Genomic DNA, 17,316 nt, shown 5'->3' on the forward strand with positions numbered 1-17,316 from the left:
AAGCTACGGGTCATGCGGCCGAAGGCGTGGAGGGCCTGCGGCGCATGGGTTCTGGACGGTGGGGGTGTGACCTGAAAGGATCATCAGGGAATCCCCTGCGCACGGGGTGTTAATTAATGTGAAATCCCGATTGGCGACCTACACATATTTAATTGTAAATGAACGAGATAGAACGCTGGATGAGTACCTCGCGTTGTGTGATACTGCCTCGGAACCCGATGCATTCGACTCTTCCTTTTCCCGGGAAACCCAATGTTCATGCGCCTCCTCTCCCTCATCGCCCTCGCCGCCCCGCTGCCGGCGCAGGCCCCGGCCCGCCTCGACGTGAAGCCCGCGGGCCGCGTGCTGCTGGGCAGCACCGGTCCACGCGAGACCCGGACCGTCGCCTACACCTTCACCAACGTCAGCGCCCGGCCCATCGCGCTCCGCCTCGGGGACCTCTCCCCCGGCGTCACGGTGCGCGGACCGGCCCTGGAGGGTCCCTTCGCGCCCGGCCAGAGCCTCGGGCTGACCCTGACGGTGGACCCCACGGGATTCGTGGGACCCCAGGCCCGCAACGTGCGGCTCCTCACCGACGATCCCCTGCAGGGCGAATACCGTCTCCCGGTGGCCCTGGACGTGCGCGCGGACCTGACCGTCGACGCGCAGCGCAGGAGCCTGGGCATCGTCGCCCCGCACGAGAGCCCCCAGGCCGTCTTCGCCTTCACCCGCGAGACGGGCCAGCCCACCGCCCTGCGCCTCGCGGGCGGGATCGCGCCCTACCTGGATGCGGAAGTTGTGCCCGGATCACCGACGTCGCGGCTTCTGGTGACCCTGCGGCCCGCGCGGGTCCCGCCCGGGGCCACCCTGGGCCTGGAGACCCTGCAGGTGGAGACGAGCGCACCCATGCAGCCCGCCTTCACCCTCTACCTGGACTGGAAGCTCCACCACCCCGTCGAGGCGGTCCCCAGCCGCGTGGTCTTCCTCGACCCCGCGGCGCCCGCCCAGGAGCTCCTCCTGAAGGCGCGGGACGGCAAGGCCTTCCTCGTCGAGGACGCGAAGGTGGAAGGGGGCGGCTTCACCCTGGGCCCCCTCCCCGGCGCCGCTCCGGAGCAGTCCCTCGCCATCCGCCGCACGGCCACGTCCGTCGCCAGGGCCCTCCTGGTGCTCCGGTTCAAGGGCCAGGACGCGCCCCTGCGGGTGCCCCTCTCCTACCTCCCTAGCTCGACGCCGCAAGCTCCCCCTGCAGCATCCCCTTCAGCAGGTCCACCACCGCGCCCGTGAAGATGCCCTCGAAGGTGAAGTCGAACACGTGGAGTCCTGGGTCCTCCAGGGCCTCGGCCACCGACGGGGGCCGCCCTGACATGAGCTGGGAACCTACCACCAGGCCGTAGAAGCGCAGCAGGAACTGGGCTCCCCTGCCCGGAGCCAGGTCCGGGATGGCCCGCTCGAGGCTGGCGCCCACGCGGGTCACGCCGTCCTGGAGGAACCTCGCGAAGGCCAGGGCCTCCTCCCGGGGCACGTTCTGCTCGAGGACGCCGTGGACCAGGGCCTGGAGGCTGGGCAGCAGGGGCCGGTCCAGGAGCTCGCGCACGAGGCCCGCGGCGACCCGCTCGGGATCCTCGCCGCGGGGCGTGGCCTCCAGGCGCAGCGCCGCGCCCTGGAACCACCCGCCCATCTCCGCCTTGAGCACCGCCAGGAAGAGCGACTCCTTGGTGGGGAAGTAGAGGTAGAGCGTGCCCTTGCCCATGCCCAGGCGCCGGGCCAGATCGGCCATGCGCAGGTCCTGGTAGCGGCAGACGCTGAACAGCTGGGCCGCGGCGGCAAGGATGGCCTTGCGCCGGAGCTCCTTCTCTTCAGGTCGGTAGGCACGCCGCATCGGAACCTCGCCTTTGATGATACTGACCCGGGGTCATTTAAGTTGCGTTCCAAATGGATTAAAAAGGCGCCCCGCTCCTTCCGGTTTGATAAGGTTGACGACTCTGCATGCCAGTTCGGCAAAAAGCGTGAAACCGCGCAGCAATGACCAAGGAGCATCAAGCATGTCCAACAATTCCCGCGTTTCTCTGTCCGCTTCAGCGGTGGCCCTCCTGCTCGTGGCGGCCGCGCCCCACGCCATGGCCTCCGGATTCCAGCTGAGGGAACAGGGTGCCAGCGGCCAGGGCCTGTCCTACGCCGGCATCAGCGCCGGCAGCACCGACATCAGCGGCATGTTCTTCAATCCCGCCGTGCTCAACCGCTTCGAAGGCACCCAGATCCAGGTGGGCTTCACCAACATCCTGCCCTCCACCAAGTTCAGCAACGGCGCCGCCAGCAGGGCCGCGATCCCCGCCGCCTCGCCCTTCAGCGCGATCACCGGTTCCGCCTCCACGGGCAACGCCGCCCTGAGCGCGGTCACGCCCACGATCTACGCCATGTGGTCCCTGCGCCCCGACCTGAAGGTGGGCTTCTCGGTGAACGTGCCCTACGGGCTCACCACCCAGTACGACGACAACTGGATCGGGCGCTACCACGCCCTGCGCAGCCACCTGGAGACCATGGACATCACCCCCACCGTGGCCTACCGCTTCAACGAGAAGTGGAGCGGCGGCGTCTCCTTCGTGGCCCGCAAGGCCAAGGCGGAGCTGAGCCAGGCCGTGGACTTCGGCTACGAGGCCTACATGGGCGTCGCCCAGCTGGCCCCCGCAGGCATCACCAACACCAACCCGCTCACCGGCGGCCCCGTGGTCTACCCCGGCGCCGCGGACGGCAAGGTCTCGGTGACGGGCGATTCCTGGGGCTACGGCTTCAAGGCCGGCCTGCTCTTCGAGCCCACCAAGGCCCTGAGCGTGGGCATGGGCTACCAGTCCGCCATCAAGGAGAACATCAAGGGCGACGCCACCTTCTCGATCCCGCCCACCGTCGCCCTGGGCCTGGCCGGGCTCTACCAGATCAACCCCGGCGCCGCCAGGAAGCCCTACCTGGACGGCCTGGCCGCGGCCTTCACCGCCGGCACCGCCAGCGGCCCCGTCACCGCCGAGCTGAACCTCCCGGCCGTGATCACCTTCGGCCTGAACTACCAGGTGTCGCCCACCGTCACTTTGAGCGCCGAAGTGGAGCGCACCCAGTGGTCGAAGTTCCAGGAGCTGCGCCTGAAGTTCAGCAACCCCGCCACCCAGGCCGACAACATCACCGCCGAGAACTGGAAGGACAGCACCTTCGTCTCCGCGGGCGCCACCATCCGCCCCGGCAACGGCTGGGCCTTCCGGGTGGGCCTGGCCGTGGATTCGGCCCCCGTGGACGACACCTACCGCACCCCCCGAATCCCCGACGCCGACCGCACCTGGATCTCCGGCGGCGCGAGCTACCAGTTCAGCAAGGGCTTCGGGATGGACTTCGGCTACACCCACATCATCGCCAAGGACTCCACCGTCAACCTGAAGGGCGGCACCAACCCCCTGTCCTCGGACTACATCAAGGGGAACCTCTCCGGCACCTTCAAGAACGCCATCGACATCTGGGCGCTGCAGGCCCGCTGGTCGTTCTAGACCGCCTCCAGCAACCTTCCCCGCCTTCCGGCTCCCGCCGGAGGGCGGGGAAGGCGCTATAAAATGACCTTTAGATCTTCAATGCTGCCAGCATTAGATGTTTTTTCACTTGGGCGCTATCTTTGAAGCCGGAGGTCCCATGCTCGCCGCCTACCGTACCCACGTCGCCGAACGCGCCACCCTCGGCATTCCGCCCCTGCCCCTGACCCCGGAACAGACCCTGGAGCTGGTGGGCCTCCTAAAGCGGCCCCCGCAGGGCGAGGAAGCCACCCTGCTTGAGTTGCTCATCCACCGGGTCCCCGCGGGCGTGGACGACGCCGCGCAGGTCAAGGCGGACTTCCTGGCCAAGGTCGCCTGGGGCGAGGAGACGAGCCCCCTGGTGAGCCGGGAGAAGGCCACGGAGCTGCTGGGGACCATGCTGGGCGGCTTCAACATCTCCCCCCTCATCGCTCTTCTGGACGAGCCCGCGGTGGGCGCCATCGCCGCCGAGGGGCTCAAGAAGACCCTGCTCATCTTCGACTACTTCGACCAGGTGAAGGCCAAGGCCGACGCGGGCAGCGCCAACGCCAAGGCGGTGCTGGCCTCCTGGGCCGGGGCCGAATGGTTCACGTGCCGGCCGGAAGTGCCCCGGAGCCTCACGGTGACGGTCTTCAAGGTCACCGGCGAGACCAACACCGACGACCTCTCCCCGGCCCCGGACGCCTGGAGCCGCCCCGACATCCCGCTCCACGCGCTGGCCATGCTCAAGAACCCGCGCCCCGGCATCGTCCCCGACGAGCCCGGCAGGCTGGGCCCCATGAAGCTCCTGCAGGAGCTCATCGCCAAGGGCCACCCGGTGGCCTACGTGGGCGACGTGGTGGGCACGGGCTCCAGCCGCAAGTCGGCCACCAACTCCGTGCTGTGGTGGACGGGGGCCGACGTGCCCTTCGTGCCCAACAAGCGCTTCGGCGGCGTGTGCCTGGGCTCGAAGATCGCGCCCATCTTCTACAACACCATGGAGGACTCCGGCGCCCTGCCCATCGAGCTGGACGTCTCCGGCCTGGACACCGGCGACGTGGTCGAGCTGCGCCCCTACGAGGGCAAGGTCCTCAAGGGCGGCCAGGTGGTGGCCGAGTTCCAGGTGAAGTCCGAGGTGCTCTTCGACGAAGTGCGCGCCGGCGGCCGCATCCCGCTGATCATCGGCCGGGGCCTCACGGCCAAGGCCCGCAGGGCCCTGGGCCTCCCCGCGTCCGCGCTCTTCCGTCCCAACACCGTGCCCCCCGCGTCCACCAAGGGCTTCACCCTGGCCCAGAAGATGGTGGGGCGCGCCTGCGGCCTGCCCGAGGGCGAGGGCGTGCGGCCCGGCGCCTACTGCGAGCCGCACATGACCACCGTCGGCAGCCAGGACACCACGGGCCCCATGACCCGCGACGAGCTGAAGGACCTGGCCTGCCTGAGCTTCTCGGCGGACATGGTCATGCAGTCCTTCTGCCACACCGCCGCCTACCCCAAGCCCGTCGACATCCAGGTGCACCACACGCTCCCGCCCTTCATCACCAACCGCGGCGGCCTGTCGCTGCGGCCCGGGGACGGCGTCATCCACACCTGGCTGAACCGCCTCCTGATGCCCGACACCGTGGGCACCGGCGGCGACTCCCACACCCGCTTCCCCATCGGCATCTCCTTTCCCGCCGGTTCGGGCCTGGTGGCCTTCGCCGCCGCCACGGGCGTCATGCCCCTGGACATGCCGGAATCGGTGCTGGTGCGCTTCAAGGGCGAGATGCAGCCCGGCATCACCCTGCGGGACATGGTCAACGCCATCCCGTACGAGGCCATCAAGCTGGGCCTGCTCACCGTGGAGAAGAAGGGCAAGAAGAACGTGTTCTCGGGCCGGATCCTGGAGATCGAGGGGCTGCCCAAGCTCAAGATCGAACAGGCTTTCGAACTGACGGACGCTTCGGCCGAGCGGTCCGCGGCCGGCTGCACCGTGAAGCTGGACAAGGAACCGATCCTCGAATACATGAACTCCAACGTCACCCTCATGAAGTGGATGATCGCCAACGGCTACGAGGACCGCAACGCCCTGGAGCGCCGCATCAAGGCCATGGAGGCCTGGATCGCGAAGCCCGAGCTGCTCGAGGCCGACAAGGACGCGGACTACGCCGCCGTCATCGAGATCGACATGAGCGCCATCACGGAGCCCCTGCTGGCCTGCCCCAACGACCCCGACGACGTGAAGCCGCTGTCCGCGGTGGCCGGCACGAAGATCGACGAGGTCTTCATCGGCTCCTGCATGACCAACATCGGCCACTTCCGGGCGGCCGGCCGGGTGCTGGAAGGCCAGACGGACATCCCCACCCGCCTGTGGATCGCCCCGCCCACCAAGATGGACGAGTTCGTCCTCATGGAGGAGGGCTACTACAGCATCCTGGGCCGCACCGGCGCCCGCATGGAGACTCCCGGCTGCTCCCTGTGCATGGGCAACCAGGCCCAGGTCAGGAAGGGCGCCACCGCCATCTCCACGTCCACGCGCAACTTCCCCAACCGCCTGGGCATCGACACCCAGGTGTTCCTGGGTTCGGCCGAGCTCTCCGCCGTGTGCGCCCTGCTGGGCCGGATCCCCACCCTGGACGAGTACCTGGCCCAGGTGGCGACCGTCAACACCAAGGCGAAGGACATCTACCGGTACATGAACTTCGACCAGATCGCGTCCTTCCGGGACGTGGCGGACACCGTGACGGTCTGATCCGTCCCCTCCTTCACCAGCCCCCCTTCTTGAGATCCAGGGCCTCGATGCGCCGGGCGCAGGCCTCGACGCTCCGCTCGTAGTCCCGGAGGACGGTGACGATCTCCTCGAGCACCTGGACGCCCAGCAGGAACCGCTGCTGGCCGGCGGGGGTGTACCGGTCCTTCTCCTTTTCGAAATAGTCCTTCAGGTGGTCCACCCGGTTCTGGATCATCGTGGCCTGGTACCGCCACCAGATCCCGAACCGGCGAACCTCCTTGGCGGCCTTGCCGATGAAGTAGCCGTCACGCTCCTCCCTGCCCAGCTTCTGCAGGATCTGGTCGAGCATCAGGTCCAGGCTCTCCTTGAAGTGAAGGCCCAGGGGGGTGCCCGGGTCCAGGGATTCGGTTCCGAAGGCGCGGTTGATTTCAGGATATTCCTGGAGGGTCGTGAAGCGGTCGAAAGCGTCGCGGTTGATCCCGTGCAGGGTGGTGCGCAGGGCCCGGACCTGCTCCAGGGCCTGGGCGTTCCGTTCGGCCACGCCGTGGCCGCACTGGATCGCGGGCAGGGCGAGAAGCAGGATGGACAGGCGGCGCCTCATGGCTTGTTCAACAGGTTCTTGAACCAGCCCGGGTTGTCCTTGGCCTTGTCGGCCAGTTCCTTGCCGAGCAGGGCCACCACGCCTTGGTGGATGCCCAGGTCCAGGAGAGCCTTCACCCGCTCCGTCGTAGGCTTGGCCGCCGTAGCGGCCAGGGAGGCGTCGATCGCCTCCCGGTCCCGCAGCAGCATCAGCTCCAGGACATCCCGCCTACGTTCGCCCGCTTTCTGCCGCGTCAGGCCCATGGCGGCGATCTTCCGGTTGATCACGGTCTCGTCGAAGGCGGTCATGTTCTTGGTGCCCCGGCCCTTGGCGATGCGGTTCTGGAGCTCCTCGACGTTGTCGGTGGCGTACTTGGAGATCTGGGAGGTCCAGTCCAGGGCCCGCTCCAGGAAGCCCAGGCGGATCAGCAGGTCGAGGATGAGGTTCACCTGGGCCAGGCCCTCGTCCTCGCTCTCGCTGCCGCGCTCGTGCTGGTAGCTGTATTCCAGGGCCTCCAGGGCCAGGAGCATGCACTGCCGCTCGTTCCTGGGAAGGGTGGGCCAGAGGGGGAGGATGCCCTGGAGGGAGGCGGCCAGGGTGCCGCCGGGGTCCGCCTCGGGCGGGGGGGGCGGCGCCAGGCGCCCCTGCTGGTCCTGGAGGACGGCCATCTGGAGGGTGGACACCTCGGCCTGGACCGTGCGGAGCCGCACCTCGATGAGCTCGCCGTGGGCGAGGTAGGGGTTCGCATCGGAGGGCAGGCGCAGTTCCGCGCCCCGGAGGCGGCCCTTGCCCTGGATGGCCTCCAGCGCGGCGGCGGCCTCCTTGAGGAGCCGGTCCAGCCGTTCGGTGGCCTCGGCCAGATCCAGGGCGGTGCGGCTTTCGGGCTCGGGCGGGGGCGCGGCGGGGCCGTCCATCTCGCGGTAAAGCCAGCCGAGCCGGATGGCGAGGCGGGCCAGCTTGCCGTGGTCCATGCGCTTGCCCGGCAACAGGGCGATGAGGAGGGCGGCCAGGTGGATGGCCACCGCCCCCCGGGCGTCCAGGTCCCCCTGGGGGACCAGCTTGCGCAGGGAATCCAGCACCACGCGCTTCTCGATGGAGATGTCGATGAAGAGGGACCGGGCCTCGTCGTGGCTGCCGTCCGGCTGATCCTTGTCCACCCGCTCGGCCAGGTCCGCGAAGAGGCATCTCGGGCACTGCCAGACCCGGTGGTGATGGGGCACCACGTCGGTGACGAGGCCCCGGAGCCAGCGGTAGGCGGTGACGTGGCGGTCCGACTCGCGGCTGGCCACGGTGTACAGCCTGGGATTGGCCAGGCGCAGGGGCACCTTCTGCTCGCAGGCGGGGCACTGGATCGTCTTGGTGAGAAGCGGTTCCTCGGCCATGGGGGATCCCAGGGAAAGGCCACCGTAGGGCTCAGCCACGTCGGCCCGGACGGACTCCGGGCCCCGCGGGGGAAAAGCTTAACCGATATGGGGTTTGGTGGCGATCCGAGCGCTCCGCCCAACGTTATCGGAGGACCAGATGGGAGGATTATAGTGCCAAATGCCAGAATTTTCAAGCCATAAGGGCACGTCTGGCTTCCCGCGCAACGGGGCGGGCCCGGGTGATCGCTCACCCGAGCCCGCTCGTTCGATAGTTGGCTTAAGGCAGGGGCGTCCCGTTGGGATACAGCCCCGAGAGGTACAGCTCCAGGTTCGTGTAGCCCCTGGCATTGGGCCTCTTGACATTGCGGTCGGAGGCGTCGTTCTTGTCCAGGCCGTGGGCGTCCTCCCAGACGTCGGGCATGCCGTCGCCATCGGTGTCCACCGGGGAGGTCCCGGCGGCCAGGGACGGATAGGGACCTGCGGTGGTGACCAGGGAGGTGGGACTGGAGGCCGGGTTCAGGAAGTAGTTGATGATCCGCTCATCGGCCAGATCGCGGTTGTCGACCCAGGAGCCGTCGGGGGCCAGCCGGCGGTTCGCGCCGACCTTGGGGGCGAGGAGGGCCTTCAGGTCCTCCTTGCGGGTCAGCGGCGTGATGGTGATGGGCCAGGCGTTGAGGGCGGAGGGGATGACCGGCGATGAGGCCTTGTACTTCGTGTCCACCTGGGCGTCGTTGAGCTGGCCGTTCTCGTTGCTGGCGAGCCTGAGCATGGTGGAGAAGTTGTCGTAGGACCCCAGGGGGTTCTTGGGGCCGAAGTTGTTGCTCATGTAGATCTGGGCGGTGCCGGAGGAGACGATCTGGTTCTCGTTGTGGGCGGAGGTATCGGCCCAGCGGACCTCGTTCTTGGCGGCGTTGGCGGGGAGCCCCGTGTTGATGCCGTCCCAGACGTTGCCGATGATGTCGAACTGGGTGCCGCCCCGGATCAGCATGGCGTAGCCGTAGCCGGATACGTAGTTGTTGATCCAGCGGCCGTACTTGAGCCAGGTCTGGGGCAGGCGGTGGTCGATGGTGGCCAGGACGTTGTGGTGCCCGTCCCAGCTTGCCTCATCCATGTTGGCCTGGCCCATGGTATCGCCGCCCACCAGGAGGCCCGTGCTGTGCGGCGCCATGCACTCGGCCACGAGGTTCCAGGAGAAGGTGCTGCGGAACACGCCCTGCGCCGACCAGTAGGACGCGGCCTTGTTGCCGTCCCATTCGAAGGAGTTGTGGTCGAGCACCACGTCGGCGCTGCGGTCGTCGTTGGTGGCCAGACCGGTGAGGCCCTGCTGGGAGGCGTTCAAGGGCGCGTTGCCCGGACGGATCCGGAGGTAGCGGATGATGGTGTTGCCGCTGTACCAGAGCAGGGCGCCGCCGGTGCCGAAGGTGCCGTCGCCGCGGACCTGGATGCCGCCGCCGGGGGCCGTCTGGCCCGCGATGGTGAGCCCGGGAGGCACGGGCCACATGGTGGAGTGCAGGGTGATCGTCCCACCCACGGAGAAGACGATGGTCCGCGGTCCCGTCTTCGTCATGGCGTCGCGCAGGGAGCACACCGCTCCCTTGGGGCCGTTCTGGGCCGGGACATTGGCGTGGACGGTGTCTTCGAGGGTGTTGACGGTGTAGACCGCGCCGCCGCGCCCGCCGGTGGCGCCGCCGCCCATGCCTTCGCAACCCGGGAAGGCCGCCAGGGGCCCCGGGTCGACGGTGCCGGCGGTCGGGGGGGGCGGGGTCGGGGAGGAAGCCGTGACGGTGACGCTGCTGGAGCCGGTCACCTGGTTACCGCCTGCGTCGGTGCCCACGGCCTTGACGATGTGGGTGCCGGAGGCCGCTGGGGCGGCGTAGTTGACCTTCAGGGTGCTGCCGTTGAGCACGAGCGTGCCAAGGGTGGCGTTGCCCATTTCGACACCGTCCACGAACCAGGTGATGGGCTGGCTCATACTGCTATTCACGGTGGCGGTATAGGCGAGGGAGCTTCCGGCCGCGACCGTGGCGGCGGCGGGGTTGAGGCTGAGGACCCCGGGCACCGGAGCAGGCGCCGCCACGACGGCCTGGACGGTAACGTAATTGGACCGGCTCACACGGTTGCCTGCGCGATCCGTTGCAAGCATCTTGACGACGTGCTTGCCAGCGGCCGCGGGGGCCTTGTACAGGACCTTCAGGTGGCTGCCGTTGAGGGCGAGGGTGCCCACGGAGGTGTTACCCATGGTGATGCCGTCCACGTACCAGGTGATCCTCTGTTTCACGCTGCTGGAGACGGTGCCGGAATAGGCGATGGTGCCGGAGCTGGCGACGGTGGCGTCGACCGGACTGAGGGTGAGGACGGCGGGCGTGACGGTGGCCGCGGCGAGGGTGCAGGGTGCGAACCCGCCTGCCACAAGGGTCAGGCCGAGGGTCGCACTGAGGATGGAGGCGGAACGGAACCGGGTGATGCCCCGGTACAGGCCTCCGGCGAAAAGGGTTGCAGGCATGGATGCTCCTGTCCCCCGATCCCGCCGGTGAATGCCGGTGGACCCAGGGGTCATGGCTGGTGGATGCGCCGATCGGAAAGATCAAGCCGCCGACTTGCGCATCCTGGAGGTGGTGAACGACCCGATTGCTCTGCTGAAAAATGATCAGAGAACCAGATGCGGGAAGTATAGGTCCCAGGATGGAGCCAGGGGAGTGTTTTCGATCACAGGAGCCCGGAAACCCCTTGCAGGTGTTGAGAAAATGACCGTTAAGGCCTTTCATCAGGCCACTTGGAATGCATCCCCTGGTGCATCTGCCCGCGGCGGAAACGCCGGAAAACGAGGAAAACCCGGCAGGAACCAGGACCCGCATCCTACTTTTCAACACGGTTATTCACCAGCCCGGAGGGTCACGATCCGAGGCCGCCCGCCTGAAGGGGCGGGGCATCCCGTCCCTCCAGGCGGGCGGTGGGTATCACCAGGATTTCACGTCCTGCAGAACGGGGCGGGCCCGGGTGATCGCTCACCCGGGCCCGCTCGTTCGATAGTTGGCTTAAGGCAGGGGCGTCCCGTTGGGATACAGCCCCGAGAGGTACAGCTCCAGGTTCGTGTAGCCCCTGGCATTGGGCCTCTTGACGTTGCGGTCGGAGGCGTCGTTCTTGTCCAGGCCGTGGGCGTCCTCCCAGACGTCGGGCATGCCGTCGCCATCGGTGTCCACCGGGGGGGTCCCGGCGGCCAGGGACGGATAGGGACCTGCGGTGGTGACCAGGGAGGTGGGGCTGGAGGCCGGGTTCAGGAAGTAGTTGATGATCCGCGAATCGACCGGATCCCGGTTGTCGACCCAGGAGCCGTCGGGGGCCAGCCGGCGGTTCGCGCCGACCTTGGGGGCGAGGAGGGCCTTCAGGTCCTCCTTGCGGGTCAGCGGCGTGATGGTGATGGGCCAGGCATTGAGGGCGGAGGGGATGACCGGCGATGAGGCCTTGTACTTCGTGTCCACCTGGGCGTCGTTGAGCTGGCCGTTCTCGTTGCTGGCGAGCCTGAGCATGGTGGAGAAGTTGTCGTAGGACCCCAGGGGGTTCTTGGGGCCGAAGTTGTTGCTCATGTAGATCTGGGCGGTGCCGGAGGAGACGATCTGGTTCTCGTTGTGGGCGGGGGTGTCGGCCCAGCGGACCTCGTTCTTGGCGGCGTTGGCGGGGAGCCCCGTGTTGATGCCGTCCCAGACGTTGCCGATGATGTCGAACTGGGTGCCGCCCCGGATCAGCATGGCGTAGCCGTAGCCGGACACGTAGTTGTTGATCCAGCGGCCGTACTTGAGCCAGGTCTGGGGCAGGCGGTGGTCGATGGTGGCGAGGACGTTGTGGTGCCCGTCCCAGCTTGCCTCATTCATGTTGGCCTGGCCCATGGTATCGCCGCCCACCAGGAGGCCCGTGCTGTGCGGCGCCATGCACTCCGCCACGAGGTTCCAGGAGAAGGTGCTGCGGAACACGCCCTGGGCCGACCAGAACGCCGCGGCCTTGTTGCCGTCCCATTCGAAGGAGTTGTGGTCGAGCACCACGTCGGCGCTGCGGTCGTCGTTGGTGGCCAGACCCGTGAGGCCCTGCTGGGAGGCGTTTGCGGGCGCGTTGCCCGGACGGATCCGGAGGTAGCGGATGATGGTGTTGCCGCTGTACCAGAGCAGGGCGCCGCCGGTGCCGAAGGTGCCGTCGCCGCGGACCTGGATGCCGCCGCCGGGGGCCGTCTGGCCCGCGATGGTGAGCCCGGGAGGCACGGGCCACATGGTGGAGTGCAGGGTGATCGTCCCGCCCACGGAGAAGACGATGGTCCGCGGTCCCGTCTTCGTCATGGCGTCGCGCAGGGAGCACACCGCCCCCTTGGGGCCGTTCTGGGCCGGGACATTGGCGTGGACGGTGTCTTCGAGGGTGTTGACGGTGTAGACCGCGCCGCCGCGCCCGCCGGTGGCGCCGCCGCCCATGCCTTCGCAACCCGGGAAGGCCGCCAGGGGCCCCGGATCGACGGTGCTGCCAGTCGGGGGAGGATCCGTCGGGGTAGGCGTTGTCGGAGGAGGCGTCGTCGGGGGCGGCGTCGTCGGTGGAGGCGTCGTCGGGGGAGGCGTCGTCGGGGGAGGCGTCGTCGGAGGAGGCGTCGTCGGGGGCGGCGTCGTCGGGGGCGGCGTCGTCGGGGGAGGCGTCGTCGGGGGAGGCGTCGTCGGGGGAGGCGTCGTCGGGGGAGGCGTCGTCGGGGGAGGCGTCGTCGGGGGAGGCGTCGTCGGGGGCGGGGTTGTGGCGGAACCCGTGACGGTGACCTTATTGGAACGGGTCACGGGGTTGCCGAGGGCGTCGACGCCCACGACCTTGACGGTGTGAGTGCCCGCGGCCGCCGGGGCTGCATAGGTGACCTTCAGGGCGCTGCCTTTGAGTTCAAGCGTGCCCAGGGTGGCGTTGCCCATTTCGACCCCGTCCACGAACCAGGTGATCGCCTGGCCCATGCCATCCGCGGTGGCAGTGAAGTCGAGGGTGCCGCCGGCTGTGACGGTGGCGTCGGCCGGGCTGAGGGTGAGGGAAGCCGTTTTTTGGGCGGCCGGGGTGGAGGTGCACGATACGAGTCCGCCCGCCACAAGGGTCAGGCTGAGGGCCGCGCTGAGGATGGAGGCGGAGCGGAGCCGGGTGATGCCCCGGTACAGGCCTCCGGCCAAGAAGGTTGCATGCATGATTACTCCCACTCCCCGTCCCGCCGGCAAAGGCCGGCTAACGGGGGGTCATGGTTCGTGGATGCGTCGGTTTGCGCATCAATGTTTTGGTGAATGATCCGATTGCCCTGCGGGACCTGATCAGGGAACCAGATGCGGGAAGTATCAGTCCTTCAATCGTGACCTGGGAGTGTTCTTGGTCACAAGAGCCATGAAAGCCCTTGCGCCGGGCGGCAATGTTGCCGTTAAAACCTCGTGAGGCATGCGGTTATCTCACAGCCTCAGGAGGCTCCTGCCGCCGCGAAAATGCCGGAAAACAGGCAAAAACAGGCCCATGCAGGGACCGGTCTATCCCTTTTCAACCATGACTTGAACAAACCAGGTCAATCAGCCCAGAAGGCCGGCGCCTGCGGCCCGGGCCTTCAGGCTGGGAGCCTTGCCCTGGAAGAGGCGGCCGGAACCGCCGCCCCGCCCTTCCAGGAGGGCCGCCAGCTCCCGGCCGCGGGCGGGGACATCCAGGGGGGAGGCTTCGCCCGCGGTGAGCAGGAAGTAGTGCTGGCCCTCCAGGGTGGACGTGAAGAACACGGCCTTGTGCGGGGCTGCGGCAGCAAGCAGGCGACCGGTTTTCTGGAGGAATGCGGCGTCCCGTCCCTCGAAATGATGGTCGGCCAGGGAACCCGGGCGGGCGGCCAGGGCCTCGACCAGCAGGTCGGCCAGTTCCTCCTCCAGGGCCCGGACTTTTCGATCCAGGTTCCGGGTCTGCTCCAGTCTGCCTTCCAGGGCCGGAACGAGCCCCGGGTCCGGCGCGCCCAGGAGGGACCTCAGGGTGCCGTTGCGGCGTTCATGGGCCTCGAAGCGGCGGCGGGCGCGGCCCCCGGCAACGTAGAACAGGCGGGTCCCCCCGCGCAGGCTCTCGGTGCCCAGGAGCTTGACCACCTCCAGCTCGGCGGTGGAGCGCACGTGGGTGCCCCCGCAGGTGTTGGTGTCCACTCCCTCGATGGTGACCAGGCGAACGTCGCCCGTGAAGCCTTCGGGCAGGCCCCTGGAGCGCACGCCGAGCCCCGGCAGGTCCTCCGGTTTCACGCGCATGGCGGTTACGGGGCGCGCCGCGCGGATGCTTTCGGCCACGGCCTCCTCCAGGGCGCGCAACTCCGCGGCGCCGATGGCGGCCACGCCCAGCTCGATGTCAGAGACCTCCTCCCCCAGGTGGAACGCCTTGGTCTCCCAGCCGAAGCGGTCCTGGGCCACGGCGGTGAGCAGGTGCTGGCCGGTGTGCTGCTGCATGTGGTCGAAGCGGCGCCCCCAGTCCAGGCGCACCTTCACGGGGCCCGGGGCCACCGGTGCCGAGAGGTAGTGGCGGACCTCCCCGTCGCGCTTCTGCACGTCCAGGACTTCGGCCGCGCCCAGGGTCCCGTGGTCCGGGGGCTGGCCGCCGCTCTCGGGATAGAGGACGGTGTCCGCCAGCACCGCGAAGGGGCGCCCGTCCTCGCCCGCGCGCAGCACGGCGGTGTCCAGTTCAGTGAGGTAGGGGTCCCGTTCGTAGGCAGCCAGGTCGCTCATGGGGAAAGCGTACCATGGGTGATAGGATGGCCGGATGAACGTGCTCGCCCTGCTGTTGCTTCTGTTCGCGGGCGCGCTGGCCGGCTATGCCTCACGCCTCAATGAGAAGGCCATTCTTCTCAACCGGGCGGCCACGCGCTACGCCATCGGATCCCTCCTCTTCATCATGGGGACCCGCCTCGCCCGCTCCCGGGAGCTCTTCGCCCGGGACCTGGGCGTGCTGGCGGCCGCCGTGGGGAGCAGCCTCCTGCTGGTGGCGGTCTTCTTCCTGGTGTTCTGGGCGGCATCCAAGGTGAGGCGCGGGCCCGCGAGCGCCCCCGAGGGACCCTCCTCCGGGAGCGGCCACGAGCTGGCCGCGGTGCTCTGGAACGTGGCCTGGATCGCCCTGGGGGCCGCGGCCTTCCTGCTCCTGCCGGACCGGGCCGCCGCGGCCCTGCCCCTGGATGCCGTCGCGGACTGGCTCCTGCGCATCCTGGCCGTGGTCATCGGCTTCGACCTGGGCGCCGACCTCCACCGGCTGAAGCTGAGGGACCTGCCTTGGCCCATCCTGCTCATGCCCTTCCTCAACATCGTCCTGTCCCTGGGCTGCGGCTCGCTCTTCAGCCTCCTGCGCGGAATGCCGCTGCGCCAGGGGCTGCTGCTCTACTCCGGCCTGGGGTGGTACTCCCTCTCCTCGGTCCTGATCGCCCAGAAGGGCCTGGTGGTGATGTCGCTCCTGGCCTTCATCCACAACGTCACCCGCGAGCTCTTCGCGATCCTCTCGGCGCCGCTGGCGGCGCGCATCTCGCCCTACCTGCCCATCCACATCGGGGGCGCCACCTCCATGGACGTCATGCTGCCCTTCGTGCAGCGCTACTCCGGGCGGACCTACACCCTCGTCTCCTTCTATTCCGGGATCGTCTGCAGCCTCGCGGTGATCCCCCTCGTACGCATCCTGTTGGGGTCCTGATGGCCAAGCGCATCGAACGCGTGAACAAGTCCGTGAAGGAGGTCCTGGAGGACCTCGTGGAAGGCCACCGGGAGGCCTCGATCACCGGGCCCGCGGGCGCCGCGAAGTACCTCGCGCGCACCCTGGAGGGCCAGCAGTCCCTGCCCAACGCCGTCAAGGCCGTGGCCTACGATCTCCTGGCGGAGGCGCGGGCCATGCTGCAGGACTGGGAGGGCGTGGAGGAGGCCCTGCAGGGTTTCCTGAAGAACCTCCCCGAGATGGAGCCGGCCCTGGGCCACGGCTACCGCCGGGCCCTGGAGGCCACCACGGCCCTGGAGCGGGGCGTGCAGGCCCGCACGGAACGGGCCGATTTCCATGGGGCCCTGGAGCTGTGCGAGATGGCGATCGCCCTGGACCTGGGCGCGCACTGGCGCGCCAAGCGCGACAGCCTGGAGTGGGCGAAGTAGCTACCCCAATGCCGAGGCGTTGCTGGTGTAGGCCGCAGCGGCCATGGACTCCAGGCTCTTCGCATAGGACGCGGCGGTGCTGCCCTGCTCGGCCTGGAGCCTAACCAGCAGGGCCTCCCAGGCGCTGCTGGACGCGGAGCTGTCCGAGGCGTCCAGGGCGGTGGTGAGGGAGCTCGCGGCCGACGTGGTGGAATCGTCGGTGCCCAGGCCCTTCGCCTTGGCGAGGATGGAGGCGAGGAGCGTCTTCGCGGAGCTGAGGTCCCCGGACTGGATCAGGGTGCCCAGGGTCGTCATGTCCTCCTCGAGCGGGTTGGAGCCCTGCGGGGGCGGGCCGCCCTGGGGGCCCTTGGCGGCCTTGGCCTGGACTCCCTCCAGGGCGGTGGAGGCGGCGGTGAGGTCGCCGGACTCCAGGGCCTTGCCGATGGCCGCGAAGTCGCCGGGGATCTCGCCGTTCCTCTGCATCTTCTCCACCATGGACTGGTAGGCCTTCCTGGCGGAGGCCAGGTCCCCGGACGTGATGCTCGACTCCAGCGAGGTCAGGTCGGCCTGGAAGGGATCCGTGCCCTTGGAGGCCGCGGCCTGCTGGCCGGCGGCGGAGAGGGTCAGGAGGTCCGTGGCGGTGGTGCCGGTGTCGGAGGAGTCGTCCGGGGACGACCCCGTCAGACCCAGCAGCTGCTGGAGGTACAGGGCCGACAGGCTCGACGTCCCGGTTGCGGAGATGTTCATGGTTCCCTCCTGGTGGATGCGGACACAGTCCGTTGTGTCCCGATGCAATCCTCCCGCCAGTACGTTTCGGCCGGAAATGAGCCAGGGGAAAGGGTTTCCGGCCAATCGCTGGTTCGCGCCGCCGGATCGCGCCCAGGGAGGGGCGAACGAAGCGGGTCTTCGGCGGGCCGTGGCGGGGAGGGGGGGATTGAAAAGGTAAAATCTTATAAATATACACTTACGCACACAGGGCACTTTCCGCAGGGGTGTTCCCGGCGGCCGGGTCGCCGGGGGTCCCCCGTGCCGGAACGCCCATCGGGACCCGGGTGACATC

General features: G+C 68.6%; 12 protein-coding genes. 5 read left to right on the forward strand and 7 right to left on the reverse strand.

What is annotated here, in order from left to right; genetic code table 11:
* Positions 1-252: 252 nt before the first annotated feature.
* Positions 253-1,263 (forward strand): hypothetical protein, encoded by a 1,011-nt coding sequence (locus tag RAH40_RS08305; protein ID WP_306601625.1) that lies wholly within the window; start codon positions 253-255, stop codon positions 1,261-1,263.
* Here RAH40_RS08305 and RAH40_RS08310 read toward each other — a convergent pair.
* Positions 1,199-1,858, reverse strand: a complete 660-nt coding sequence (locus RAH40_RS08310; protein WP_306601626.1) for a TetR/AcrR family transcriptional regulator — start codon at positions 1,856-1,858, stop codon at positions 1,199-1,201. The two genes, RAH40_RS08305 and RAH40_RS08310, sit on opposite strands and share 65 nt — an antisense overlap.
* Positions 1,859-2,021: 163 nt before the next feature.
* On the opposite strand from RAH40_RS08310, the gene RAH40_RS08315 reads away from it, so the two are divergent.
* On the forward strand, positions 2,022-3,506 hold the full coding sequence (locus RAH40_RS08315; protein ID WP_306601627.1) for an OmpP1/FadL family transporter: 1,485 nt from the start codon (positions 2,022-2,024) through the stop codon (positions 3,504-3,506).
* A 139-nt stretch (positions 3,507-3,645) separates the two neighbouring features.
* Positions 3,646-6,231: a bifunctional aconitate hydratase 2/2-methylisocitrate dehydratase gene (gene acnB / locus RAH40_RS08320; protein WP_306601628.1), complete on the forward strand. Its 2,586-nt coding sequence runs from the start codon at positions 3,646-3,648 to the stop codon at positions 6,229-6,231.
* A gap of 13 nt (positions 6,232-6,244) precedes the next feature.
* Here acnB and RAH40_RS08325 read toward each other — a convergent pair whose 3' ends face one another.
* From RAH40_RS08325 to RAH40_RS08345, 5 genes are all read right to left on the reverse strand, one after another.
* Positions 6,245-6,811, reverse strand: a complete 567-nt coding sequence (locus tag RAH40_RS08325; RefSeq protein WP_306601629.1) for a hypothetical protein — start codon at positions 6,809-6,811, stop codon at positions 6,245-6,247.
* Positions 6,808-8,172, reverse strand: coding sequence for a DUF2225 domain-containing protein (locus RAH40_RS08330; protein ID WP_306601630.1), 1,365 nt, complete (start codon positions 8,170-8,172; stop codon positions 6,808-6,810). Before RAH40_RS08330 ends, RAH40_RS08325 begins: the two co-directional genes overlap by 4 nt.
* 259 nt (positions 8,173-8,431) lie before the next feature.
* Positions 8,432-10,657 (reverse strand): hypothetical protein, encoded by a 2,226-nt coding sequence (locus RAH40_RS08335; protein ID WP_306601631.1) that lies wholly within the window; start codon positions 10,655-10,657, stop codon positions 8,432-8,434.
* Positions 10,658-11,189: 532 nt separating this feature from the next.
* Positions 11,190-13,343, reverse strand: a complete 2,154-nt coding sequence (locus tag RAH40_RS08340) for a hypothetical protein (protein ID WP_306601632.1) — start codon at positions 13,341-13,343, stop codon at positions 11,190-11,192.
* A gap of 366 nt (positions 13,344-13,709) precedes the next feature.
* Positions 13,710-14,882 carry an alanyl-tRNA editing protein gene (locus RAH40_RS08345; RefSeq protein ID WP_306601633.1) on the reverse strand — a complete coding sequence of 391 codons (1,173 nt, stop codon included), beginning with the start codon at positions 14,880-14,882 and terminating at the stop codon, positions 13,710-13,712.
* A 34-nt stretch (positions 14,883-14,916) separates the two neighbouring features.
* Between RAH40_RS08345 and RAH40_RS08350 the strand changes: the two genes are divergently transcribed.
* Both RAH40_RS08350 and RAH40_RS08355 read left to right on the forward strand, forming a co-directional pair.
* Entirely contained in the window at positions 14,917-15,831 is a 915-nt protein-coding gene (locus RAH40_RS08350) for a lysine exporter LysO family protein (RefSeq protein ID WP_306601634.1), read from the forward strand.
* Positions 15,831-16,277, forward strand: a complete 447-nt coding sequence (locus RAH40_RS08355) for a hypothetical protein (RefSeq protein ID WP_306601635.1) — start codon at positions 15,831-15,833, stop codon at positions 16,275-16,277. The genes RAH40_RS08350 and RAH40_RS08355 overlap by 1 nt, the downstream gene beginning before the upstream one ends.
* On the opposite strand, the gene RAH40_RS08360 is transcribed toward RAH40_RS08355, so the two are convergent.
* Positions 16,278-17,003, reverse strand: a complete 726-nt coding sequence (locus RAH40_RS08360; protein ID WP_306601636.1) for a hypothetical protein — start codon at positions 17,001-17,003, stop codon at positions 16,278-16,280. It abuts the gene before it with no gap.
* Positions 17,004-17,316 lie beyond the last annotated feature (313 nt).

Origin of the sequence: Geothrix sp. 21YS21S-2 (genome assembly GCF_030846775.1) — a bacterium.
GTDB lineage: Bacteria > Acidobacteriota > Holophagae > Holophagales > Holophagaceae > Mesoterricola.

Coding starts and splice junctions, on each gene's coding strand:
- RAH40_RS08310 (WP_306601626.1), bottom strand. CDS start 1,858: ATGCGGCGTGCCTACCGACCTGAAGAGAAGGAGCTCCGGCGCAAGGCC.
- RAH40_RS08315 (WP_306601627.1), top strand. CDS start 2,022: ATGTCCAACAATTCCCGCGTTTCTCTGTCCGCTTCAGCGGTGGCCCTC.
- RAH40_RS08330 (WP_306601630.1), bottom strand. CDS start 8,172: ATGGCCGAGGAACCGCTTCTCACCAAGACGATCCAGTGCCCCGCCTGC.
- RAH40_RS08350 (WP_306601634.1), top strand. CDS start 14,917: ATGAACGTGCTCGCCCTGCTGTTGCTTCTGTTCGCGGGCGCGCTGGCC.
- RAH40_RS08335 (WP_306601631.1), bottom strand. CDS start 10,657: ATGCCTGCAACCCTTTTCGCCGGAGGCCTGTACCGGGGCATCACCCGG.
- RAH40_RS08340 (WP_306601632.1), bottom strand. CDS start 13,343: ATGCATGCAACCTTCTTGGCCGGAGGCCTGTACCGGGGCATCACCCGG.
- RAH40_RS08325 (WP_306601629.1), bottom strand. CDS start 6,811: ATGAGGCGCCGCCTGTCCATCCTGCTTCTCGCCCTGCCCGCGATCCAG.
- RAH40_RS08345 (WP_306601633.1), bottom strand. CDS start 14,882: ATGAGCGACCTGGCTGCCTACGAACGGGACCCCTACCTCACTGAACTG.
- RAH40_RS08305 (WP_306601625.1), top strand. CDS start 253: ATGTTCATGCGCCTCCTCTCCCTCATCGCCCTCGCCGCCCCGCTGCCG.
- RAH40_RS08360 (WP_306601636.1), bottom strand. CDS start 17,003: ATGAACATCTCCGCAACCGGGACGTCGAGCCTGTCGGCCCTGTACCTC.
- RAH40_RS08355 (WP_306601635.1), top strand. CDS start 15,831: ATGGCCAAGCGCATCGAACGCGTGAACAAGTCCGTGAAGGAGGTCCTG.
- acnB (WP_306601628.1), top strand. CDS start 3,646: ATGCTCGCCGCCTACCGTACCCACGTCGCCGAACGCGCCACCCTCGGC.